The sequence below is a fragment of the Micromonospora siamensis genome (genome assembly GCF_900090305.1).
GTDB lineage: Bacteria > Actinomycetota > Actinomycetes > Mycobacteriales > Micromonosporaceae > Micromonospora > Micromonospora siamensis.
This window is the reverse complement of record NZ_LT607751.1, coordinates 2,186,543-2,206,319: the sequence shown is the minus strand read 5'-3', so window position 1 is coordinate 2,206,319 and position 19,777 is coordinate 2,186,543. Positions and strand designations below refer to the sequence as shown.

Annotated in this window: 22 protein-coding genes and 1 pseudogene; 5 read left to right on the top strand and 18 right to left on the bottom strand. The window is 73.9% G+C overall.

The genetic code is table 11. The annotated features are described in order from the left end of the window. Positions 1 to 195: 195 nt before the first annotated feature. Positions 196 to 1,131, top strand: coding sequence for a tyrosine recombinase XerC (locus tag GA0074704_RS10180; protein ID WP_088973579.1), 936 nt, complete (start codon positions 196 to 198; stop codon positions 1,129 to 1,131). A gap of 44 nt (positions 1,132 to 1,175) precedes the next feature. Next, a complete protein-coding gene (locus GA0074704_RS10175) occupies positions 1,176 to 2,357 on the top strand; it encodes an aminotransferase class V-fold PLP-dependent enzyme (protein WP_088970272.1) in 1,182 nt (393 codons plus the stop codon). On the opposite strand, the gene GA0074704_RS10170 is transcribed toward GA0074704_RS10175, so the two are convergent. Continuing rightward, positions 2,291 to 2,956, bottom strand: coding sequence for a M23 family metallopeptidase (locus GA0074704_RS10170; protein WP_088970271.1), 666 nt, complete (start codon positions 2,954 to 2,956; stop codon positions 2,291 to 2,293). The two genes, GA0074704_RS10175 and GA0074704_RS10170, sit on opposite strands and share 67 nt — an antisense overlap. Before the next feature lie 242 nt (positions 2,957 to 3,198). On the opposite strand from GA0074704_RS10170, the gene GA0074704_RS10165 reads away from it, so the two are divergent. Further along, a complete protein-coding gene (locus tag GA0074704_RS10165) occupies positions 3,199 to 4,305 on the top strand; it encodes a sulfite oxidase (protein ID WP_088970270.1) in 1,107 nt (368 codons plus the stop codon). Between the two features lie 30 nt (positions 4,306 to 4,335). On the opposite strand, the gene GA0074704_RS10160 is transcribed toward GA0074704_RS10165, so the two are convergent. From GA0074704_RS10160 to proS, 12 genes and pseudogenes are all read right to left on the bottom strand, one after another. Then, on the bottom strand, positions 4,336 to 4,659 hold the full coding sequence (locus GA0074704_RS10160) for a DUF2469 domain-containing protein (protein ID WP_007075222.1): 324 nt from the start codon (positions 4,657 to 4,659) through the stop codon (positions 4,336 to 4,338). Continuing rightward, entirely contained in the window at positions 4,656 to 5,468 is an 813-nt protein-coding gene (locus tag GA0074704_RS10155; protein WP_088970269.1) for a ribonuclease HII, read from the bottom strand. Before GA0074704_RS10155 ends, GA0074704_RS10160 begins: the two co-directional genes overlap by 4 nt. Next, on the bottom strand, positions 5,462 to 6,007 hold the full coding sequence (locus tag GA0074704_RS10150; RefSeq protein ID WP_088970268.1) for an NUDIX hydrolase: 546 nt from the start codon (positions 6,005 to 6,007) through the stop codon (positions 5,462 to 5,464). The genes GA0074704_RS10155 and GA0074704_RS10150 overlap by 7 nt, the downstream gene beginning before the upstream one ends. Positions 6,008 to 6,070: 63 nt before the next feature. Continuing rightward, positions 6,071 to 6,703 carry a signal peptidase I gene (gene lepB, locus GA0074704_RS10145; protein WP_088970267.1) on the bottom strand — a complete coding sequence of 211 codons (633 nt, stop codon included), beginning with the start codon at positions 6,701 to 6,703 and terminating at the stop codon, positions 6,071 to 6,073. A gap of 9 nt (positions 6,704 to 6,712) precedes the next feature. After that, a pseudogene (lepB, locus tag GA0074704_RS10140) lies at positions 6,713 to 7,584 on the bottom strand (signal peptidase I). A gap of 186 nt (positions 7,585 to 7,770) precedes the next feature. Continuing rightward, positions 7,771 to 8,130, bottom strand: coding sequence for a 50S ribosomal protein L19 (gene rplS, locus GA0074704_RS10135; protein WP_088970266.1), 360 nt, complete (start codon positions 8,128 to 8,130; stop codon positions 7,771 to 7,773). Between the two features lie 120 nt (positions 8,131 to 8,250). Then, positions 8,251 to 9,039, bottom strand: coding sequence for a tRNA (guanosine(37)-N1)-methyltransferase TrmD (gene trmD / locus GA0074704_RS10130; RefSeq protein WP_088970265.1), 789 nt, complete (start codon positions 9,037 to 9,039; stop codon positions 8,251 to 8,253). Between the two features lie 18 nt (positions 9,040 to 9,057). Further along, positions 9,058 to 9,600 (bottom strand): ribosome maturation factor RimM, encoded by a 543-nt coding sequence (gene rimM, locus GA0074704_RS10125; RefSeq protein ID WP_088970264.1) that lies wholly within the window; start codon positions 9,598 to 9,600, stop codon positions 9,058 to 9,060. Beyond that, the gene (locus tag GA0074704_RS10120) at positions 9,600 to 9,860 is read right to left on the bottom strand and encodes an RNA-binding protein (protein WP_088970263.1); all 261 of its coding nucleotides are present in this window, start codon (positions 9,858 to 9,860) and stop codon (positions 9,600 to 9,602) included. Before GA0074704_RS10120 ends, rimM begins: the two co-directional genes overlap by 1 nt. Continuing rightward, positions 9,835 to 10,347, bottom strand: coding sequence for a 30S ribosomal protein S16 (gene rpsP, locus GA0074704_RS10115; RefSeq protein ID WP_088970262.1), 513 nt, complete (start codon positions 10,345 to 10,347; stop codon positions 9,835 to 9,837). The genes GA0074704_RS10120 and rpsP overlap by 26 nt, the downstream gene beginning before the upstream one ends. Positions 10,348 to 10,587: 240 nt before the next feature. Next, entirely contained in the window at positions 10,588 to 11,235 is a 648-nt protein-coding gene (locus tag GA0074704_RS10110) for a DUF402 domain-containing protein (RefSeq protein WP_088970261.1), read from the bottom strand. A gap of 72 nt (positions 11,236 to 11,307) precedes the next feature. Continuing rightward, positions 11,308 to 12,714 carry a proline--tRNA ligase gene (gene proS / locus GA0074704_RS10105; protein WP_088970260.1) on the bottom strand — a complete coding sequence of 469 codons (1,407 nt, stop codon included), beginning with the start codon at positions 12,712 to 12,714 and terminating at the stop codon, positions 11,308 to 11,310. A gap of 140 nt (positions 12,715 to 12,854) precedes the next feature. On the opposite strand from proS, the gene GA0074704_RS10100 reads away from it, so the two are divergent. Both GA0074704_RS10100 and GA0074704_RS10095 read left to right on the top strand, forming a co-directional pair. Then, positions 12,855 to 13,421: a hypothetical protein gene (locus tag GA0074704_RS10100; protein ID WP_088970259.1), complete on the top strand. Its 567-nt coding sequence runs from the start codon at positions 12,855 to 12,857 to the stop codon at positions 13,419 to 13,421. A gap of 65 nt (positions 13,422 to 13,486) precedes the next feature. Beyond that, complete coding sequence (locus GA0074704_RS10095) at positions 13,487 to 14,083, top strand: TetR/AcrR family transcriptional regulator (RefSeq protein WP_088970258.1); 597 nt, start codon at positions 13,487 to 13,489, stop codon at positions 14,081 to 14,083. 421 nt (positions 14,084 to 14,504) lie between these two features. Here GA0074704_RS10095 and GA0074704_RS10090 read toward each other — a convergent pair whose 3' ends face one another. The 5 genes from GA0074704_RS10090 to GA0074704_RS10070 all read right to left on the bottom strand — a co-directional run bounded on the left by GA0074704_RS10090 (position 14,505) and on the right by GA0074704_RS10070 (position 19,719). Beyond that, positions 14,505 to 15,584, bottom strand: coding sequence for an amidohydrolase family protein (locus GA0074704_RS10090; RefSeq protein WP_088970257.1), 1,080 nt, complete (start codon positions 15,582 to 15,584; stop codon positions 14,505 to 14,507). Positions 15,585 to 15,602: 18 nt separating this feature from the next. After that, positions 15,603 to 16,181 carry a Uma2 family endonuclease gene (locus tag GA0074704_RS10085; RefSeq protein WP_088970256.1) on the bottom strand — a complete coding sequence of 193 codons (579 nt, stop codon included), beginning with the start codon at positions 16,179 to 16,181 and terminating at the stop codon, positions 15,603 to 15,605. A 69-nt stretch (positions 16,182 to 16,250) separates the two neighbouring features. After that, positions 16,251 to 17,807: a signal recognition particle protein gene (gene ffh / locus GA0074704_RS10080; RefSeq protein WP_088970255.1), complete on the bottom strand. Its 1,557-nt coding sequence runs from the start codon at positions 17,805 to 17,807 to the stop codon at positions 16,251 to 16,253. Between the two features lie 131 nt (positions 17,808 to 17,938). Then, on the bottom strand, positions 17,939 to 18,595 hold the full coding sequence (locus GA0074704_RS10075) for a response regulator transcription factor (RefSeq protein ID WP_088970254.1): 657 nt from the start codon (positions 18,593 to 18,595) through the stop codon (positions 17,939 to 17,941). Beyond that, positions 18,592 to 19,719: a sensor histidine kinase gene (locus GA0074704_RS10070; RefSeq protein WP_088973578.1), complete on the bottom strand. Its 1,128-nt coding sequence runs from the start codon at positions 19,717 to 19,719 to the stop codon at positions 18,592 to 18,594. The genes GA0074704_RS10075 and GA0074704_RS10070 overlap by 4 nt, the downstream gene beginning before the upstream one ends. Positions 19,720 to 19,777: the final 58 nt, after the last annotated feature.

The window sequence follows — 19,777 nt, the reverse complement described above, 5'->3', positions numbered from 1 at the left end:
CGGAGACGTCCGCCCGTCGGTCCAGTTTCGCCTGCCGGAGCGCCGCCCACCAGCCCCGTTGGCGCGCCGGGAGCGACCGGGCCGGCCCACCCCTAGGCTGAGGACGTGCGCAGTGACCAGGCCGGCCGCCCCGACGGCGGAGCGGCGCCCGTCGGCCGGGGCACCCGGGCCACCCACGAGGCGCTGCCGCCGGCGATGCGGGAAGCGGTGGACGATTTCGCCGGCCACCTCTCCGGGGTCCGCAACCGGTCCCCGCACACCGTCCGGGCGTACGTCACCGACCTCGTCTCGCTGCTGGACCATGCCGTCCGGATGGGCTGCGCCGAGCCCGCCGAGCTGGACCTGACCGTGCTGCGCAGCTGGCTGGCCCGGCAACGGACCACCGGCGCCGCCCGTACGTCGCTGGCCCGCCGGGCCGCGTCGGCGCGCACGTTCAGCGCCTGGGCGCACCGGGCCGGTCTGCTCCCCTGCGACGTGGCGGCCCCGCTGGCCAGCCCCCGTGCCCACCGGGAACTCCCCGTGGTGCTCCGCACCGAGCAGGCCGCCGCGCTGGTCGAGGCCCCCGGCCACCCGCCCGGCGTCGCGCCGTCCGGTGCCACCACGCCCGACGGGACGGATCCCGGGGAGTCGGTGCTGCTGCGGGACCGGGTGCTGCTGGAGCTGCTCTACGGCACGGGCGTACGGGTCAGCGAGGCGTGCGGCCTGGACGTCACCGACGTCGACCGGGGGCGCCGGGTGGTCCGGGTCCTCGGCAAGGGCGGCCGGGAACGGTCGGTGCCGTACGGCCTGCCGGCCGAACGGGCCCTGCGGGAGTGGCTGGACCGGGGGCGTCCCGCGCTGGCCGGCACGGCGTCGGGTGGCGCGTTGCTGCTCGGCGCGCGCGGTGCCCGGCTCAACCCGACCACGGCGCGACGGATCGTCCGCGGCTACGCCGACGCCGCCGGCCTGCCGCCGGTCAGCCCGCACGGGCTGCGCCACTCGGCCGCGACGCACCTGCTGGAGGGCGGCGCGGACCTGCGGTCGGTGCAGGAGCTGCTGGGCCACTCCTCGCTGGCCAGCACCCAGATCTACACCCACGTCTCGGTCGAGCGGCTGCGCGCCGCGTACCGGCAGGCGCATCCCCGGGCCTGAGCCGAAGGGCGCTCGGGTGATCGTCGGCGGGCTACGATCACGCGGTGAGCGTTCCGCAGCCGCCCGAGCCGGTCCCCGGCGCCCGGCTGCTCTTCTCGCTCGATGCGGCGGTGAGCCACCTCAACCACGGCTCCTTCGGCGCGGTGCCGATCGGCGTGCAACGGGCGCAGCAGCGGCTCCGCGACGAGATGGAGAGCAACCCGCTGCGCTTCTTCACCCAGGGGTTGATCGACCGGATCACGCACGCCCGGCGGCACCTGGCCACCTTCCTCGGCGCCGACCCGGCGGGCACCGCGCTGGTCGGCAACGCCACCACCGGGGTGGCGGTCGTCCTCGGGTCGCTCGGCCTGCGCCCCGGGGACGAGGTGCTGACCACCGACCACGGGTACGGCGCGGTCGCGTTCGCAGTCGAACGGGAGTGCCGGCGCACCGGCGCCACCCATCGGGTGCTGCGGGTGCCGCTGACCGCCACCGACGAGGAGGTCGTCGAGATCGTCCGGTCCGGTCTGCGCCCCGGCCGGACGAAGCTGCTGGTGGTCGACCAGCTCACCTCGCCCACCGCCAAGCTGCTGCCGACCGCCGCGATCGTGGGCGTGGCCCGGGAACGCCAGGTGCCGGTGCTGGTCGACGCCGCGCACGCACCGGGCATGCTGCCCACGCCGGTGGCCAGCGTCGGCGCCGACTTCTGGGTGGGCAACCTGCACAAGTGGGCGTACGCCCCGCGCGGCACGGCGGTCCTGGCGGTGGCGCCGCCGTGGCGGGAGCGGATCGAGCCACTGGTGGTCTCCTGGGAGCAGCCGGCCGGGTTCCCCGGGAACGTGGAGTGGCAGGCCACCCTGGACTACACGCCGTGGCTGGCCGCGCCGGTCGGGCTCTACACACTGCGCAGCCTCGGCGTCGACCGGCTACGCGCGCACAACGCCGCACTGGCCGCGTACGGGCAGCGGGTGGTGGGGGACGCCCTGGGCGTGGCGCCGGCCGACCTGCCGCACCCCGGCGGGCCGGCGGTGGCGATGCGGATCGTGCCGCTCCCGCCGGGAGTCGCCACCACCATCGACGCGGCGCGGGAGCTGCAGAGGCGGATCGCCGACCGGCTCGCCACCGAGGTGGCGGTGACCAGCTGGGGTGGGCGCGGCTGGTTGCGGCTCTGCGGCCAGATCTACAACTCGCCCGACGAGTACGACCGCCTGGCCGTGCGGCTGCCTCCCTTCCTCGCCGCCGCCTGACCGTCGTCTCCGACCGGGAGCAGCCGGACCGGCCCGGCGGCCAGCAGCGCCAGCGGATCGAGGTACTCCGTGCCCCGGAGCAGTCCCCAGTGCAGGCAGGCCGGGACCGGGCAGCCGGAGTGCCCGGGCAGCAGTGCGCCCAGCGTCGCGCCGGCCGCCAGCACCTCACCCACGTGCACGGCCGGCCGGACCGGCTCGTACGTGGTGCGCAGTCCGTCGGTGTGCCCGACGGTGACCACCGGGCGGCCGGCGACCCGCCCGGCGAAGAGCACCACCCCGGGCCCGGGCGCCCGGACCACGACCCCGGGCCCGCCGGCCAGGTCGACGCCCCGGTGGCCGGGGAGCCAGGGTCGCGGGGGCGGCGCGAAGCGGCGGACCGGCACGGGTGTCCCGGGCAGCGGCCACCCGAACACCAGCCGGGACGGCGACACCCATCGAGACGGCGACACCGACCGGGACGGCGGGGCCGGAGCCGCCGGCCACCGTGTCGCTCCCGTCGGCGGCGGGGACGCCGCTCCGACCACCGGGGCCGGCGCCAGGACCAGGAGCAGGACGCCGACCAGCAGGGTGGCGGCGCAGCGCCGCGGAGTCGTTCGCACGTCCGGCAGCCTGCTCCACCCGCCGGTCCACCCGCCACCCGCTGGACGCCCGCCTGTGGACGGACCCGACGCTGTGGACGACCACCACCGGAGCGGACGATCTGCTAGGTCACCGGCCAGGCCGGGTGCCGGCGACCCACGGTGCGCGGGGACGGCACTCGCGTCGACCGCCACCCCTCGGCATACTCGTACCGCCGGTGTCGCCCGGCCAGCGATCCCCGACCGACCCCCGGGAGCCCCGCATGACCACCATGGACGACGTCAGCCGCCCCTCCCGGGTGGCCGCTGCGGACGAGGCGATCAGCGCCGAGGAGCTGCAACTGGCCGCCCGCAACCACGGCATCCCGCTGGAGGCGCTGCGCTACGACGTGACCCCGGCCGGCCTGCACTACCTGCTGATCCACTACGACATCCCGGAGCTGGACCCGGCGGCGCACACGCTGGCCGTCGACGGCGCCGTGGACCGGCCGCTCGACCTCGACCTGGCCGCGCTGCGGGAGCGTCCCCGGGTCAGCCACAAGGTCACCCTGGAGTGCGCCGGCAACGGGCGGGCGCTGCTGCACCCACGCCCGGTGAGCCAGCCGTGGCTGGTGGAGGCCGTCGGCAACGCCGAGTGGACCGGCACCCCGCTGGCGCCGCTGCTGCGTGAGGCGGGACTGTCGCCGGACGCCGTCGACGTCGTCTTCACCGGCGCTGACCACGGGGTCGAGCGCGGCGTCGAGCAGGACTACCAGCGGGCGCTGCCGGTGGCGGACGCGCTCCGCGACGAGGTGCTGCTGGCGTACGAGATGAACGGTGCTCCCCTGCTGCCGCAGCACGGCGCGCCGCTGCGGCTGATCGTGCCCGGCTGGTATGGCATGGCCCACGTGAAGTGGCTGCGGGGCGTCACGGTGACCACCGCGCCGTTCGAGGGCTACCAGAACGCGGTCGCCTACCGGCTGCGGCGGGACGCGGACGATCCCGGCGTGCCGGTGACCCGGATCGAGCCGAGGGCGCTGGTCCGGCCGCCGGGCTTCCCGGACTTCATGTCCCGGACCCGGGTGCTGCGTCCGGGGGCGTGCCTGCTGGACGGCCGGGCCTGGTCGGGGCACGCGCCGGTCGACGCGGTGGAGGTGACCGTCGACGGCGGGGCGAGCTGGGCGCCGGCGGAGCTCGACCCACCCACCGCCGGGGAGTGGGCGTGGCGGCGGTGGCGGTACGCGTGGACGCCGGAGCCGGGCCGGTACGTGCTGGGCGCGCGGGCGACCGACGCCTCGGGGCGCAGCCAGCCGGTCGCGCAGCCGTGGAACCGGGGCGGCTTCGCCAACAACCTGGTCCAGCGGGTGGAGGTCGTGGTCCTGCCGGAGTGAGCCGCCGGCGGGCCCGGGGTCAGCGGGCGGTCAGCCGCCGAAGCCGGAGTCGGCGGGGAGCGAGATGTCGGGCTTCTCCAGCTCCTCGACGTTGACGTCCTTGAACGTCATCACCCGGACGTTCTTGACGAAGCGCGCGGGACGGTACATGTCCCACACCCAGGCGTCGTGCATCTCGACCTCGAAGTAGACCTCGCCGTCGGAGTTGCGCACGTGCAGGTCGACCTGGTTGGCGAGGTAGAAGCGGCGCTCGGTCTCCACGACGTAGGAGAACTGGCGGACAATGTCGCGGTACTCCCGGTAGAGCTGCAGCTCCATCTCGGTCTCGTACTTCTCGAGATCTTCCGCGCTCATCGCTCTCCGCCTTCCATGACCACATCTTCCCCCACCGGCGCCGGGGGCCGAGGCTGCTCGTCCAACGCCACGCCGACGGTACCCCCTGCCGCCGCCGAACGCGCCATCGGCTCGTGCCGGCCGTCGGGGGCCGGTCGGCGGGACCGGGGAGGTCGTCCCTCCCGGCCGGAGATCGCGGCGACGTTGACGTACGAGAACCGGTGCTCGACGCAGGGACCGTGCTCCCGCAGGGCCGCCGTGTGCTCGGCGGTGATGTAGCCCTTGTGCTCGGCGAAGCCGTACCCGGGGAAGTTGGCGTCCAGCTCCACCATGATCCGGTCCCGGGTGACCTTGGCCAGCACGCTGGCCGCCGCCACGCAGGCCGCCACCCGGTCACCCTTCCAGACCGCGAGGCCCGGCACGTCCAGCCCGTCGACGCCGAACCCGTCGGTCAGCACGTACTCCGGGCGGGTGGTGAGGGAGGCCAGCGCCCGGCGCATCGCGGCCAGGTTGCACACGTGCAGGCCGCGGGCGTCGACCTCCTCCGCGGGGATCACCACCACCGCGTACGCCAGCGCCCGGGCCACCACCTCGTCGTGGATCCGCTCCCGGCTGGCCGGGGTGAGCAGTTTGGAGTCCGCCAGTCCGTCGATCTCACCGCGCCGCCCCTCGGGCAGCACCACCGCGGCGGCGACCAGCGGCCCGGCGCAGGCGCCCCGGCCGGCCTCGTCGGCGCCGGCGACGTGCCGGAAGCCGCGCCGCTGCAACGCCCGCTCCAAGGCGTACAGGCCGCCGTCGCGGCGCACCACGGTGCGCGGGGGCGTCAGCATTCGCCACCGCCGCGGCAGGTCGGGCCGATGCTGCCGACCGGCGGCCCGGGCGGGGCGGGGACGGCCCGCCTCGGCGCGGCGGGGGGCCCGGCCAGCGCCCGGCGCAGGATCGCCGGCAGGTCGGGCGGGTAGTACCGCTCGCCGGTGGCGGCCAGCTCCGGCTCGGACCACCAGCGGTGGTCGAGCATGCTGGCCCGCTCGATCTCGTTGAACCCCATTGTGTCGACGTCGTGCGAGTCGACCCGGACCAGGAAGAACTCCTGATCCTGCCGGTACCAGACCCCGTCGAAGGGGAACTCGGTCACGTCGCGGTGCACCGGCGCTCCGAACGCGGTCGGTGGGAGCCGCAGCCCGGTCTCCTCGGCCAGCTCACGCGCCGCGGCGACCGGGTAGGTCTCGCCGGGCTCCAGGCCACCGCCGGGGGTGAACCAGTACCGGTGCTCGGGGCGGGCCGGGTCGACGCCCACGAAGAGCAGCACCCGACCGGCCCCGTCGACCAGCAGCACACGCGCGGCGCGACGAGGGGTGTAGACGGTCACCGCACCAGACTGCCAGACGACACCGACGAACGACCACGCCCGTCCGGCCCGGCCGCCGGCCGGCTACGGGTTGGGGACGCCGTCGAACTGCTTCGGCACGGTCAACCAGGTGGCCCGGTTCAGCGGCCAGAAGACGGTGAACGCGCGACCGACCACCTGGTCCTCGGGGATGGTGGCGCTGTCGATGTTCTGACCCGACTGCTGCCAGTGCTCCAGCGAGTCGCCGGAGGCCGACCGGTGGTCGCCCATCACCCACAGCCGCCCCTTCGGGACGGTGATGTCGAAGTCCTGGTCGGCGGGCTTGTCCTGCACGCCGTCGGCGGAGTAGACGTACGGCTCCGTCAGCGGCTTGCCGTTGATCACCAGTCGGTCGGCGTCGCAGCAGACCACGTGGTCGCCGCCGACACCGATCACCCGCTTGATGAAGTCCTCGCCGTCCGGGTTGCCGCTCCACTCGGTCGGTGCCTTGAAGACCACCACCTCGCCGCGGTGCGGCGACCGGAAGTCGTACACCAGCTTGTTGACCAGCACCCGATCGTCGATCTTGAGGGTGTTCTCCATGGACGGGGAGGGGATGAAGAAGGTCTGCAGTACGAAGGCCCGCACCAGCACCGCGACCAGGATCGCCACACCCAGGAGGATGGGCAGCTCCTTCCAGAAGGAGCTGCGCGACTTGTCGGTCTGCTCGTCAATCACGGAAGGAGCCTACGTTGCCGGGCGCGACGGCACCGACCGGAACGCGCGACAACGGACACGGCGGCCAGGACGGGCAGGACGAGCCCGACACCGCCCTGCGGCACCGGCTCCACCGGCGCGGGCGTACCCGCCGGCGCCGCCACCGGCCGGTCCAGACCGTCGAAGGTGTCCGGCACCGGCAGCGAGGCCCACCGCGACGAAGGCCACACCACCATGAAGGCCCGCCCGATCACGTTCTCGATCGGCACCGGACCCTGACAGCGGGCGTCCTGGGAGACCAGCCGGTGGTCACCCATCACCCAGATCTGCCCGGGTGGCACGACCACCTCGTTGAAGAAGCGCGACCGGCACTCGCGCGGATTGGGCGGCACGTCCAGCGGCGAGTCGCGGATCACGTACGGCTCGTTCAGCGACACCCCGTTGACGATCACCCGGCCCTGCTTGTCGCAGCAGCGGACCTTGTCGCCGGGGACGCCGATCACCCGCTTGATGAAGTCCTTCTCGCCGGGGCGGCTCACCCCGACCAGGTCGCCGAGGGTGCGGCCGACCTTGCCGGCGAGGCCCGGCTCGGGCTCCTGCACCTCCTGGGCGACCCACTTGTCGGTGCCCCGGAAGACCACGATCTCGCCGCGGACCGGCTCCCGGACGTCGTAGACGACCTTGTTGACCAGCACTCGGTCGCCGATCAGGAGGGTGTCCTCCATGGAGCCGGAGGGGATGAAGAACGCCTGGAGCAGGAAGGTGCGGATCAGCACCGCGAGACAGAACGCGACGACCAGCAGCAGCGGCAGCTCCTGCCAGAGCGGCATCTGCCGGCGGCCGCTGCGGGCCCGCCGGCGCCAGGGATCGACGGTGCCGTCCTCGTCAAGCATCTGCACCATGCCACTCTCCGGTCCGCAGAAAAACACCACCGCCCGGGAGTCTCGTCGAGACCCCGCGGGCGGTGGTGGACTTCCGCGTCGTCGCGGTCACCGCGACGTGCCGCCCTCCTGCGCCCGTACGACCAGAGTAGTGTGCTCCGACGCGTACGACATCCGCGCAGTTCGGGCGGCGTGGCGAGCGGTGGGTCAGTTGGCCGGCTGCTTCTCGCGAAGCTCCTTGATCTTGGCCTTCTTGCCGCGCAGCTCGCGCAGGTAGTAGAGCTTGGCCCGACGGACGTCACCGCGGGTCACGACCTCGATCCGGTCGATGCCCGGGCCGTTGAGCGGATAGGTCCGCTCAACACCCACGCCGAAGCTGACCTTGCGGACGGTGAAGGTCTCGCGCAGGCCGTCACCCTGGCGGCGGATGACCACGCCCTGGAAGATCTGGACACGGGACCGGTTGCCCTCGACGACCCGCGCGTGCACCTTCACGGTGTCACCGGCACGGAAGTCAGGGAGGTCGACCCGCTTCGACTGGGCGTCAAGGGCGTCCAGGATGTTCATCGCTGTGTCCTCGTGAGGCTCACGGCGCACCGTCACTCGGTGCGCGGATGGGTGATTCTGACCCCCGAAACCCGGGGGTCCTCGCAGCCGTCCACGGCGTGGTCGGATGCGGCAACCCCCCTACTTTGCCACATCCCCCGGCGGCAGCTGAAATCCGGCCCGGTCCAGCGCCGCGGCGTCCCGCTTGTCCAGGTTCTGCGGCGGCAGGGCGGCGATCATGTCGGGGCGTCGGGTGGTCGTACGGGTCAGCGCCTCGTCGCGCCGCCAGCGGGCGATCCGCCCGTGGTCACCGGAGCGGAGCACCTCCGGCACCTCCAGCCCGCGCCAGGTCGCCGGCTTGGTGTACATCGGGGCCTCCAGCAGGCCGTGGGCGTGCGACTCCTCGTCCAGCGAGCCGGCGTTGCCCAGCACCCCGGGCAGCAGTCGGGTGACCGCCTCCAGGATCACCAGCACCGCGACCTCGCCGCCGAAGAGCACGTAGTCACCGAGGGAGACCTCGGTCACCCGCATCCGGGTCGCCGCGTGGTCGAGCACCCGCTGGTCGATGCCCTCGTACCGGCCGCAGGCGAAGAGCAGGTGCGACTCGGCGGCCAGCTCGTGCGCCATGGCCTGGGTGAACGGGACGCCCGCCGGGGAGGGGACCAGCAGCCGGGGCAGGGTGTGCCCGTCCGGGCTGAGCTCGTCGGGGGCGAGGGCGTCCAGCGCCTCACCCCACGGCTCGGGCCGCATCACCATGCCCGGACCGCCGCCGTAGGGCGTGTCGTCGACCGTGCGGTGCACGTCGTGGGTCCAGCTCCGCAGATCGTGTACGGCCAGCCGCAGCGTCCCGTTCGCGCGGGCCTTGCCGATCAGCGACAGGTCGAGCGGGGCGAAGTACTCGGGGAAGATCGACACGATGTCGACGCGCATGGGGGGTGGGCTCCAGCTCTACAGGTCGAGCAGTCCGCCCGGCGGGTCGACGACGACACGACCGCCGGCGAGGTCCACCTCGGGCACGATCGCCTTGACGAACGGGATGAGCGCGGTACGCCCCTCGGGGCGACGCAGCACCAGCATGTCGGAGGCGGGCGCGTGGTCGATCCGGGCCACCTCGCCGAGCCGCTCACCGGCCGGGGTGACCACGGCCAGGCCGACCAGCTGGTGGTCGTGGAACTCCTCCGGGTCCTCCGGGGGCGGCACGTCGCCGCTGTCCACCACGAGCAGGGTGCCGCGCAGCGCCTCGGCGACGTTGCGGTCCAGCACCCCGTCGAAGGCGACCAGCAGGTGGCCCTGGTGCCACCGGGCCGCCTCGACGGTCAGCTCCGCCGGAACCCGGTAGGCCCCGGCCGCCGGGGGCGCGCCCGCCCCGGGTTCGGTGCGCAGCACCGTCCCCGGGGCGAAACGAGCTTCGGGCTCATCGGTCCGCACCTCCACGGTGACCTCACCGCGGATCCCGTGCGGCTTGCCGATCCTGCCGACGACGAGGTCCATCAGTACGAGTCGACGATGTCGACGCGTACCCCGCGTCCACCGATGGAGCCGATCACCTGGCGCAGCGCCTTGGCGGTCCGGCCGGACCGCCCGATCACCGTACCGAGGTCCTCGGGGTGCACGCGGACTTCCAGCCGCTTGCCCCGACGGGAATCGACCATCCGCACCCGGACGTCGTCCGGGTGGTCGACGATGCCCTTGACCAGGTGCTCCAGCGCGGGACGCAGTGCCACGTCAGGCCTGCTCACCGGCGTCGGCAGCAGCGGCCGGGGCCTCGGCCGGAGCCTCGGTCTTCGGCGCCTCGGTCTCGGCGGGGGCCTCGGCCTTGGCGGGGGCCTCGGCCTTGGCGGGGGCCTCGGCCTTGGCGGCCTTCTTGGCCGGCTTGGCCGGGGTCTCCGGGGCCAGCCCGGCGGCGGCCTTCGCCTCGGCCTCGTACGCCGCCTTGCGGTCGGCGCGCTCGGCGGCCACCTTCAGCGGCGGCGGGGCCGGCAGGCCCTTGAACTTCTGCCAGTCACCGGTCAGCTCCAGCAGGCGCTGCACGGCCTCGCTCGGCTGCGCGCCGACCGAGAGCCAGTACTGGACCCGCTCCGACTTGACCTCGATCACCGAAGGGTCTTCCTTCGGCTGGTACACACCGACGAACTCGATCGCGCGACCGTCACGCTTGGTGCGCGAGTCGGCGATGACGATGCGGTACTGCGGGTTGCGGATCTTGCCCATCCGCAGGAGCCGGATCTTTACGGCCACAGTTGTTTCGCTCCTGTTGCGATCTCACCGGCCCGGTACGGGCGGTGTGCGGGTGAGCGCCGACCGGCACAGTGGGGTTTGGGCCGGAGACTGCTCGGTGGACTGGCGACGCGCCCGGGTTAGAGGGCGCCTGACGCGTGCCGGATACCAGCGACCCATTCTGCCAGATCGGGGGGCGATCTCCCGCACCGGACCCGGACGAGACGCCCGGACCGGGCCGACGGGTGACGGAGGACACCGTCACGGGACCGGCGGCCGGTCCCATCCGGGCGGCAGCTCGTCCGGTACGTCCCATTCCGGCGGCGGAGTGAAGTCGCACCAGGTGCCGTCGAACGGGAACGCGCCCGCCTCGGCGAGCCGGATCACCCGCTCCCCCTCGGCGCGTACCGCCTTCTCGTCGGGCACCCAGTAGTGCTCGGGGTGGGCGAGCCGCTCGGCGAACTCGTCCTCGTCCTTCCACTCCCAGCTCAGGTCCGGCCGGACCACCACGTCGAGGTCCTGGTCGACCATGTCGACACCGGCCAGCGTGCCGTCGTCCCAGCGGACGCCCGGCTCCTCCAGGTTGACGTACCAGTTGGTGAACCGGCCGTGCGCGTCCCGGAACCACCAGACCGAGTGGGCGGCCCCGGTGGGCAGGAACTTCAGCACCGGCGGGCCGTTCCAGCGGGCCTGGTCCAGCCGGTACCCCGAGGTGATCCACTCGGTGAACGGCATCGCCCGCATGCCCCGGCCGTCGGCCGCGACCTCGTGCGCCACCGGCGAGTCCCGGGCGATCCAGAGCAGCAGCCCGCGGTCGTCGTCGAGCACCACCCGCGCCGTCCGCGCCCAGCCGATCCGGCCGTGCCGGACGTTCCGATGCACGATCAACCGCCCCGGTTCGAACCGCACCGATCCCCCCAGGTTGATGAGAAGGGGCCCCTCCTCGACCGAATGCGTCGAGAAGGGGCCCTCACTCGAGTCTCAGTAGGCGCGGGCGAGGATGGCCACCAGGTCGGGCTCGTCCTCGGAGTCCGGCACCGAACCGTCGGCCCGCAGCAGGCAGCGGACCGTCACGCCCTGGCCGTTCGCCTCGGCCTCACCCTTGACGCCGACCGCCGACCACGGCACCTTGGCCCAGCCGGTGGCCGCCGCCTCGATCGCCTCGGCGAGCGTGGCGACCTCGACCGTGCGGGACCGGCGGTGGGCCAGGGCCTGGTCGTGCAGCGCCTTCTGGTCCGCGTCCAGCGCCGCGAGGACCGCGCCGACCACGTCGGCGACCGGCGTCGGGGACTTCGAGCCGTCCGTACGCCGGACCACCACCGCGTTGCCGGCGGCCAGGTCGCGGGGGCCGACCTCGACGCGTACCGGATAGCCGCGCAGCTCGGCGTCGACGGCCCGGCGGCCGAACGCGGTGTCGGTCCGGTCGTCGAGCGCGACCCGGACGCCGGCGTCGCGCAGCGCGTCGGAGATCTTTCGCGCCGCCTCACCGACGCCCTCGCCGTCCTTGACGATCATCACGTACGCCTGGACCGGCGCCAGCTTCGGCGGCACCCGCAGACCGTTGTCGTCGCCGTGGGCCATGATCAGGCCGCCCAGCATCCGCGTCGAGGTGCCCCAGGAGGTCGTCCAGGCGTGCTCCCGGCCGCCCTCCTTGGCCGAGTAGGAGATGTCGAACGCCTTGGCGAAGTTCTGCCCCAGCTCGTGGCTGGTGCCCAGCTGAAGCGCCTTGCCGTCACCCATCATGCCTTCGCAGGTGTAGGTGGCGGTCGCCCCGGCGAAGCGCTCCCGGGCGGTCTTCAGGCCGACCACCACCGGGATGGCGAGCACGTTGACCATCAGGTCCTCGTACGCCTCGTGCAGGATCCGCCGGGCGTAGGCCCGGGCGTCATCGCGGGTGGCGTGCGCGGTGTGCCCCTCCTGCCAGAGGAACTCGCTGGTACGCAGGAAGATGCGCGGGCGCAGCTCCCAGCGGACCACGTTGGCCCACTGGTTGAGCAGCAGCGGCAGGTCCCGGTACGAGTCGATCCACTTGGCCATGAACTCGCCGATCACCGTCTCGCTGGTGGGGCGCACCACCACCGGCTCGGCGAGCTGCTTGCCGCCACCGTGGGTGACGACGGCCAGCTCCGGCGAGAAGCCCTCGACGTGCTCCGCCTCGCGCTTGAGGTAGCTCTCCGGGATGAAGAGCGGGAAGTACGCGTTCTCCGCGCCCGCCGCCTTGATCCGGGCGTCCATCTCGGCCTGCATCCGTTCCCAGATGGCGTAGCCGGCCGGTCGGATGACCATGGTGCCGCGGACCGGGCCGTTGTCGGCCAGCTTCGCCTTGGCGATCAGGTCCTGGTACCAGCGGGGGAAGTCCTCCGCACGGGGAGTGAGCACGCGTGCCATGACCGCACATCCTATGCGCCGCCCGGAGGGCCGCCGCGATCGGGCGCGCCCGTACCGCGCGGACCAGACGGGGGCGGCTCCGGCGGGCGTACGGGCGAGGGGCAGCGGGACCTACCGGACGCTGGCTAGCATCTGCGCTCATGTCCCCGCTGCGCTCCCTGTTCGGTCGCGTCTCCGGGCCGGCGCCGCTGCCCTTCGCGCCCACCTCGCCGGAGGGGCTGGTCGCCCGCTGGGTGCGTTGGGTGGCCACGCACGGGTCGGCGAAGAACCCGGTCCGTGACGCCACCGGCGAGCACGCCGGCCACCACCAGCCGGACGACGTCTGGTTCCTCGCCGGCAGCTACGGAGGTTCGGTGACCCGGCGCTGCGCCCTGCCGGCCGGGCGACCGCTCTTCTTCCCGGCCTTCAACATGTGGCGGTACCCGGCCCGCGCCGGCGAGGTCCCGATGGCGTCCCGCGCGACCGGGCACGCCCAGCTCGCCGGGGTTCCGCTGCCGCTGGCGACGATCGGCACGCCGACGCCCTTCGAGGTACGCGGCGCGCTCGGCAACGGGGTGACGTCGAGTTCCCGCCCGACGCCCGTCACCTGCTGGGGCCTCTGGGCCAGCCTGCCGCCGTTGGCGTCCGGGGCGCACGAGCTGACCTTCGGCGGCACCGACGGCGACGGCTTCTGGGTGCGGGCCGAGTACCGCCTCGTCGTCCACTGACCCGCCCGGCGGTTGCCGGTGACGGCGATGGACACGGCGTCGCCGCCCGTAGACTTCCGGACACCATGACCGGGTCGAGGAACACCACACCGGTGCGCGACGCCATCGTCGACGCCGCCCGGTCGCTGACCGTCGCGAGCGGCTGGGACGGCGTCCGGATGGGCGCGGTGGCCGCGGCCGCCGGAGTGAGCCGGCAGACGCTCTACAACGAGTTCGGCACCAAGGCGGGCCTGGCCGAGGCGCTCGCCCGCCACGAGGTGGACCGGTTCGTCGGCGAGGTCCGGGCCGCGCTGGCCGAGCACGGCGTCGACGTGCGCGCGGCCGCGTACGCGGCGATCCGTCGTACGCTCGCCTCGGCCGCCGACAATCCGCTGGTCAAGGCGATCCTGACCAGCGCCCGGGGCGGCTCGGACGAGCTGCTGCCCTACCTGACCACCCGGGCGGATCTGGTCCTCACCGAGTCGACCGCCGCGCTGCGGGAGTGGGCGGGGCGCCACCTGCCCGACGCCGATCCGGCGGCGCTGGCGTTCGCGGCGGACAGCGTCGTCCGCCTGGTGGTGAGCCACATCGTGCTGCCCGGCGCCCCGGTGGACGAGACCGCCGACAAGCTGACCGACCTGGCCGTGCACCTCTTCCTCACCGCGACCACCGCACCGCGCTGACCCGAGCCCCGCGCCCCGCCCCGCGCCCCGCGCCCCGCGCCCCGCGCCCCGCGCCCCGCGCCCCGCGCCCCGCGCCCCGCGCCCCGCGCCCCGCGCCCCGCGCCCCGCGCCCCGCGCCCCGCGCCCCGCGCCCCGCGCCCCGTGCCAAGATCACGCTACTTCCTGGATGTAGTGGCCTCTTCGCGAACGCGATGCCACTACATCCACGATCGAGCACGAACTTGACCGGACGACACCCCTCCGCGCCACGAACGGGGAGGTCCGGCCGAAGGGTCCGCTCAACTTCGGGGAAGGTGCTGGCTCCCGACGCGCGCAGGCCGCAATTTCCGCGAAGTTGCCGCCTCGGGACGGCGCGGAGACGGCGCGGAGCGGGCGCGCGGCGGGGGCTGGGGGGCCGGGGGGCGGGGCCCAGGCGGGCGGGTCAGCGGAGGACGCGGCCGCGCAGGACGATGCGGGACGGGGTGCGGACCACCCTCAGGTCACGGCGCGGGTCCTCGGGATAGACGGTCAGGTCGGCCAGGCCCCCCTCGACCAGGCCGGGGAAGCCGAGCCACTCCCGGGCCCGCCAGGAAGCGGCGGCGAGCACCTCCTCGGCGGGCATGCCGGCCCGCTCGTGCAGCAGCAGCATCTCCTCGGCGGCCAGCCCGTGGTCGATGCCCCCGCCGGCGTCGGTGCCGACGTAGATCGGCACCCCAGCCTCGTACGCGGCCCGGACCACCTCGGGGAACCGGTCGCGCAGGGCGATCATGTGGTCGGCGTACCCGGGGAACTTGGCGCGGGCCTGGTCGGCGATGTGGCCGAAGGTCGCGATGTTGATCATTGTGGGGACCAGGGCGGTCCCCTGCCGGGCCATCAGGTCGACCAGGTCCAGGCTCAGGCCGGTGCCGTGCTCCACCGAGTCCACCCCGGCCCGGACCATGATCTCCACGGCCGACTCGGAGAAGGTGTGCACCGCGGCGCGTACCCCGGCGGCGTGCGCGGCGGCGACCGCCGCGGTCATCGTGTCCGCGTCCCAGGCCGGGGCCAGGTCGCCCACCCCCCGGTCGATCCAGTCCCCGACCAGCTTGACCCAGCCGTTGCCGGCGGCGGCCTGCGCCGCCACCGTGGCGGCCACCTCGGCGGCGCCGACCTCCACGCCGATGTCGCGCAGGTAGCGCTTCGGCGGCGCGACGTGCCGCCCGGCCCGGGCCAGGCGCGGCAGTTCCGGCTCGTCGTCGAGTTCCGGATACGGGTACGGCGAGCCGGCGTCGCGGATGGCGAGGACGCCCGCGTCCCGGTCGGTCCGGGCCAGCTCACGGGCCTGGTCGAGGGAGGTGATCGGGGCGCCACCGCGGGCGATGCCGATGTGGCAGTGCGCGTCGGTCAGGCCGGGCAGGACGAAACCGCCGTCGACGATCGTCTCCGCGCCGGGCACCGGTTCGAAGGTGACCCGGTCGCCGACCAGCCACAGGTCCCGGACCTCGTCGTCGGGCAGGAGCACACCGCGCACATGCAGAGCCATGTGCACAGTCCTACCCGATCAGTCGTCCCCGTCGGCGAGCAGGGCGTCCCGGCGGGCGGTCAGCGCCGGCACGTCGACCGAGACCTTCCACGGCGTCTCGGTGACGAACAGGTCCTCGGTGTTGGAGACCTGCTCGTACTCGCGGTTCGCGCCGAGGACGTACTCGGTGAGGGCGATCCGGTCCTGGAGCGGGTCCACCACCCAGTAGGAGCGGACCTTGGCGTGCGCGTAGACCTTGGCCTTGTCGTACATGTCCCGGAAGGTGGAGGTGGGCGAGACCACCTCGACGGCGAGCAACGCGTCCTCGACCGGCACCGGCGACCGGCCGGCGTGCTTGCGGCGGATGACCACCACGTCGGGGCGTGGCTCGTTGCGCCGGTCCACCCGCATCGACAGGTCGATGCTGACCAGATAGTCGGGTGGGCAGTTGACGCGGAGTGCGAGCAGCAGCTCGACACACAGCTCTTGGTGCACGGCAGTCGGCGACGGCACGATCAACCTTCCGTTGATCAACTCGTACGGAAGGTCCCTGGGCAGGTCACCCAGGTCGTCGACCGTCCACTCGTGCCGCTCCGGCAGGATCGGGGCCGCGGTCATGACATCTCCTTCCAGGGGGCGACATCACCCTAGGAGATGATGATGTCACCCACCGACACCGACACGCGCTCAGCGGGGGCGCTGGTCCCCCTTGCCGAGCTTGTTGAAGTCGATCTTCGGAAGCTTGAAGCCCGGCGGCAGGCCCTGCCCACCGGCCAGGTCGCCCGGGTCCATCCCCGGCGGGAGCTGCGGCATGCCGCCCGGGAAGCCGCCCGGCATCCCGGCGCCCGCCCCGGTACGCGGCCGGTTGCCGCCCTTGGTGCCCTTGCGCTTGTTCTTCGGCGACTTGGTGGCCTTGCGCCGGCCGCCACCGGGCAGGCCCATCATGCCGCCCATCTGCTTCATCATCTTCTGCGCGTCGGCGAAGCGGTTGAGCAGCTGGTTGACGTCCATCACGGTCACCCCGGAACCGCTGGCGATCCGGGCCCGGCGGGAACCGTTGATGATCTTCGGGTTGGTGCGCTCGCCCGGGGTCATCGACCGGATGATCGCGGTGACCCGGTCGAAGTGCTTGTCGTCCAGCTCGGCGAGCTGGTCCTTCATCTGCCCCATGCCGGGCATCATGGCCAGCACGTTGGCGATCGGGCCCATCCGCCGGACCGCGATGAGCTGGTCGAGGAAGTCCTCCAGGGTGAACTGCTCGCCGCCCATCAGCTTGGCAGTCATCTTCTCCTTCTGATCGGTGTCGAAGGCCGCCTCGGCCTGCTCGATCAGAGTGAGGACGTCGCCCATGCCGAGGATCCGGCTGGCCATCCGGTCGGGGTGGAAGACGTCGAAGTCCTCCAGCTTCTCGCCGGTGGAGGCGAAGAGGATCGGCTGCCCGGTGACCTCCCGGACGCTCAGCGCGGCGCCACCGCGGGCGTCGCCGTCGAGCTTCGACAGGACCACACCGGTGATGCCGACGCCGTCGCGGAACGCCTCGGCCGTACGCACGGCGTCCTGGCCGACCATCGCGTCGATGACGAAGATGACCTCGTCCGGGTCGACCGCGTCGCGGATGTCGGCGGCCTGCTGCATCATCTCGGCGTCGATGCCGAGCCGGCCGGCGGTGTCGACGATGACGATGTCGCGGGCGGCCCGCCTCGCGTGCTCGATCGACGCGCGGGCGACCTGCACCGGGTCGCCGGTGCCGTTGCCGGGCTCCGGGGCGTACACCTCGACGCCGGCACGGCCACCGAGGACCTGGAGCTGCCCGACGGCGTTGGGGCGCTGGAGGTCGGCGGCGACGAGCAGCGGCTGGTGGCCCTGGGCCTTGAGCCAGCGGGCCAGCTTGCCGGCGAGGGTGGTCTTGCCGGAACCCTGGAGGCCGGCCAGCATGATCACCGTCGGCGGCTGCTTGGCAAACTGGAGCCGCCGCCCCTCGCCACCGAGGACGTTGATCAGCTCCTCGTTGACGATCTTGATGATCTGCTGCGCCGGGTTCAGCGCCTCGGAGACCTCGGAGCCGCGCGCCCGCTCCTTGACGTTGGCGATGAAGCCCTTGACCACCGGCAGGGCGACGTCCGCCTCCAGCAGTGCCATCCGGATCTCGCGCGCGGTGGCGTCGATGTCGGCGTCGGTGAGCCGACCCTTGCCGCGGAGCTTGGTGAAGATCCCGGACAGGCGGTCACTCAAGGTGTCAAACACGCGAACATCCCGTTTGTCGTGGTCGGCGGGCGCAGGGCGGCCGGGCAGGTGTCCAGCCCATCGCTAGGGTAGCCCGCCGCCCGTACCCGCGCTCCGGGCCGGCCCGACCCCCGCCGCGGGCGGCGGCGCGGTCAACCGTCGACCAGTCCCGACTGGTAGGCGAAGACCACGAGCTGCGCCCGGTCCCGGGCGCCCAGCTTGACCATCGCCCGGCTCACGTGGGTACGCGCGGTCGCCGGGCTCACCACCAGCCGCCCGGCGATCTCCTCGTTGCTCAGCCCCTCGCCGACCAGCCCGACCACCTCGCGTTCCCGCTCGGTCAGCGCGCCGAGCCGGGGATGCGGGCGGGGCACCCGGGCCGGCCGGGTCGCGAACTCCCGGACCACCCGGCGGGTCACCGAGGGCGACAGCAGCGCCTCCCCGGCGGCCACCAGCCGGATCGCGCGGAGCAGCTCGGCCGGGCGGGTGTCCTTGGTCAGGAAGCCGCTGGCGCCGTGCCGCAGCGCGTCGAAGACGTACTCGTCGAGCTCGAAGGTGGTCAGCACCACCACCCGGCAGCCGGCCAGCTCCGGGTCCGCCACGATCCGCCGGGTCGCCTCGATGCCGTCGACGCCGGGCATCCGGACGTCCATCAGCACCACGTCCGGGCGTTCCCGGCGAGCCAGCTCCACCGCCCGCAGCCCGTCCGCCGCCTCGCCGACCACGGTCAGGTCCTCCTCGCTCGACACCAGCGCGCGCAGCCCGATCCGGACCAGGTCCTGGTCGTCGGCGATCAGCACCCGGATCACCGGGCCGGCTCCACCGGCAGCCGGGCGTACACCCGGAACCCGCCGCCCGGGAGCGGCCCGGCGGCCAGCTCCCCGCCCAGGGCCGCGACCCGCTCCCGCATGCCGGCCAGGCCGTGGCCCGCGCCGCCCTCCCCGCCGGTCCCGGCGTCGGTCACCTCGACGCTCACCTCCCCCGGCGCGTGCCGGACGGTCACTGCGGCGCGATCCACCCCGGCGTGCCGCAGCACGTTGGTCAACGCCTCCTGCGCCACCCGGTACGCGGCCAGGTCCACCGGTGGCGGCAGGTCCGCCGGCTCACCGGTCACCCGCAGCTCCACCCGGAGTCCCGCGCCCGCCAGCCGGCCGACCAGGGCGTCCAGCCGGGCCAGCCCCGGCACCGGCTCCCGCTCGGCACCCCGGCGCACCGCCCCCAGGGTGACCCGCAGCTCATCCAGCGCCTCCCGGCTGGTCCGGCTGATCGCGGTCAGCGCGGTCACCGCCTGCTCGGGCTGGCGTGGCATCAGGTGCAGCGCGATGTCGGCCTGCATGCTGATCGCCGCGAGACCGTGCCCCACCACGTCGTGCACCTCCTGGGCGATCCGCAGCCGCTCCTCGTCGGCCTGCCGCCGGGCCTGCTCGGTCCGGGTCCGCTCCACGCTCTCCCGGTTGGCCCGCACGGCCACGCCGAGCGCGAACGGCACCACCACCCAGGCCGAGCCGGGCAGCACCCCGAACCAGCCGGGCCGCTCCCCCCGCGACCAGACCAGGTGGGCCAGGAGCACGACCAGGGCCGCCGCGGCGGCCAGCGCGGCCGGCCGCAGCGGGAGCCGGACGGCCACCGTGCCGACGGCCACCAGCACCGCCAGCAGCACCGGCCCGTACGGGTAACCGAGCACCAGGTACGCCGAGACGGCCGCGGTCACCACGGCGAGCGTGGCCCGCGGGACGAGCCGGCGGGCGGCCAGCGCCAGCACGGCGACCGTCACCAGCGCCAGGGCCGTCCCGTCCACCCGGGTCGCATCCGGCCGGACGTGGCCGGCGAGCCGGGTGGCGAGCAGCACCAGCGGCAGCAGGACCAGGGCGAACGCCAGGTCCGCCGCCGACTCCCGCCGGCGCCGGTCCCGGGATGACACCGCCGGCCGCACGCCGTCATTGTGCCGCCCTCGGCGCCGGTAGCCGTACCGCCACGGGCGACGGTCCGGG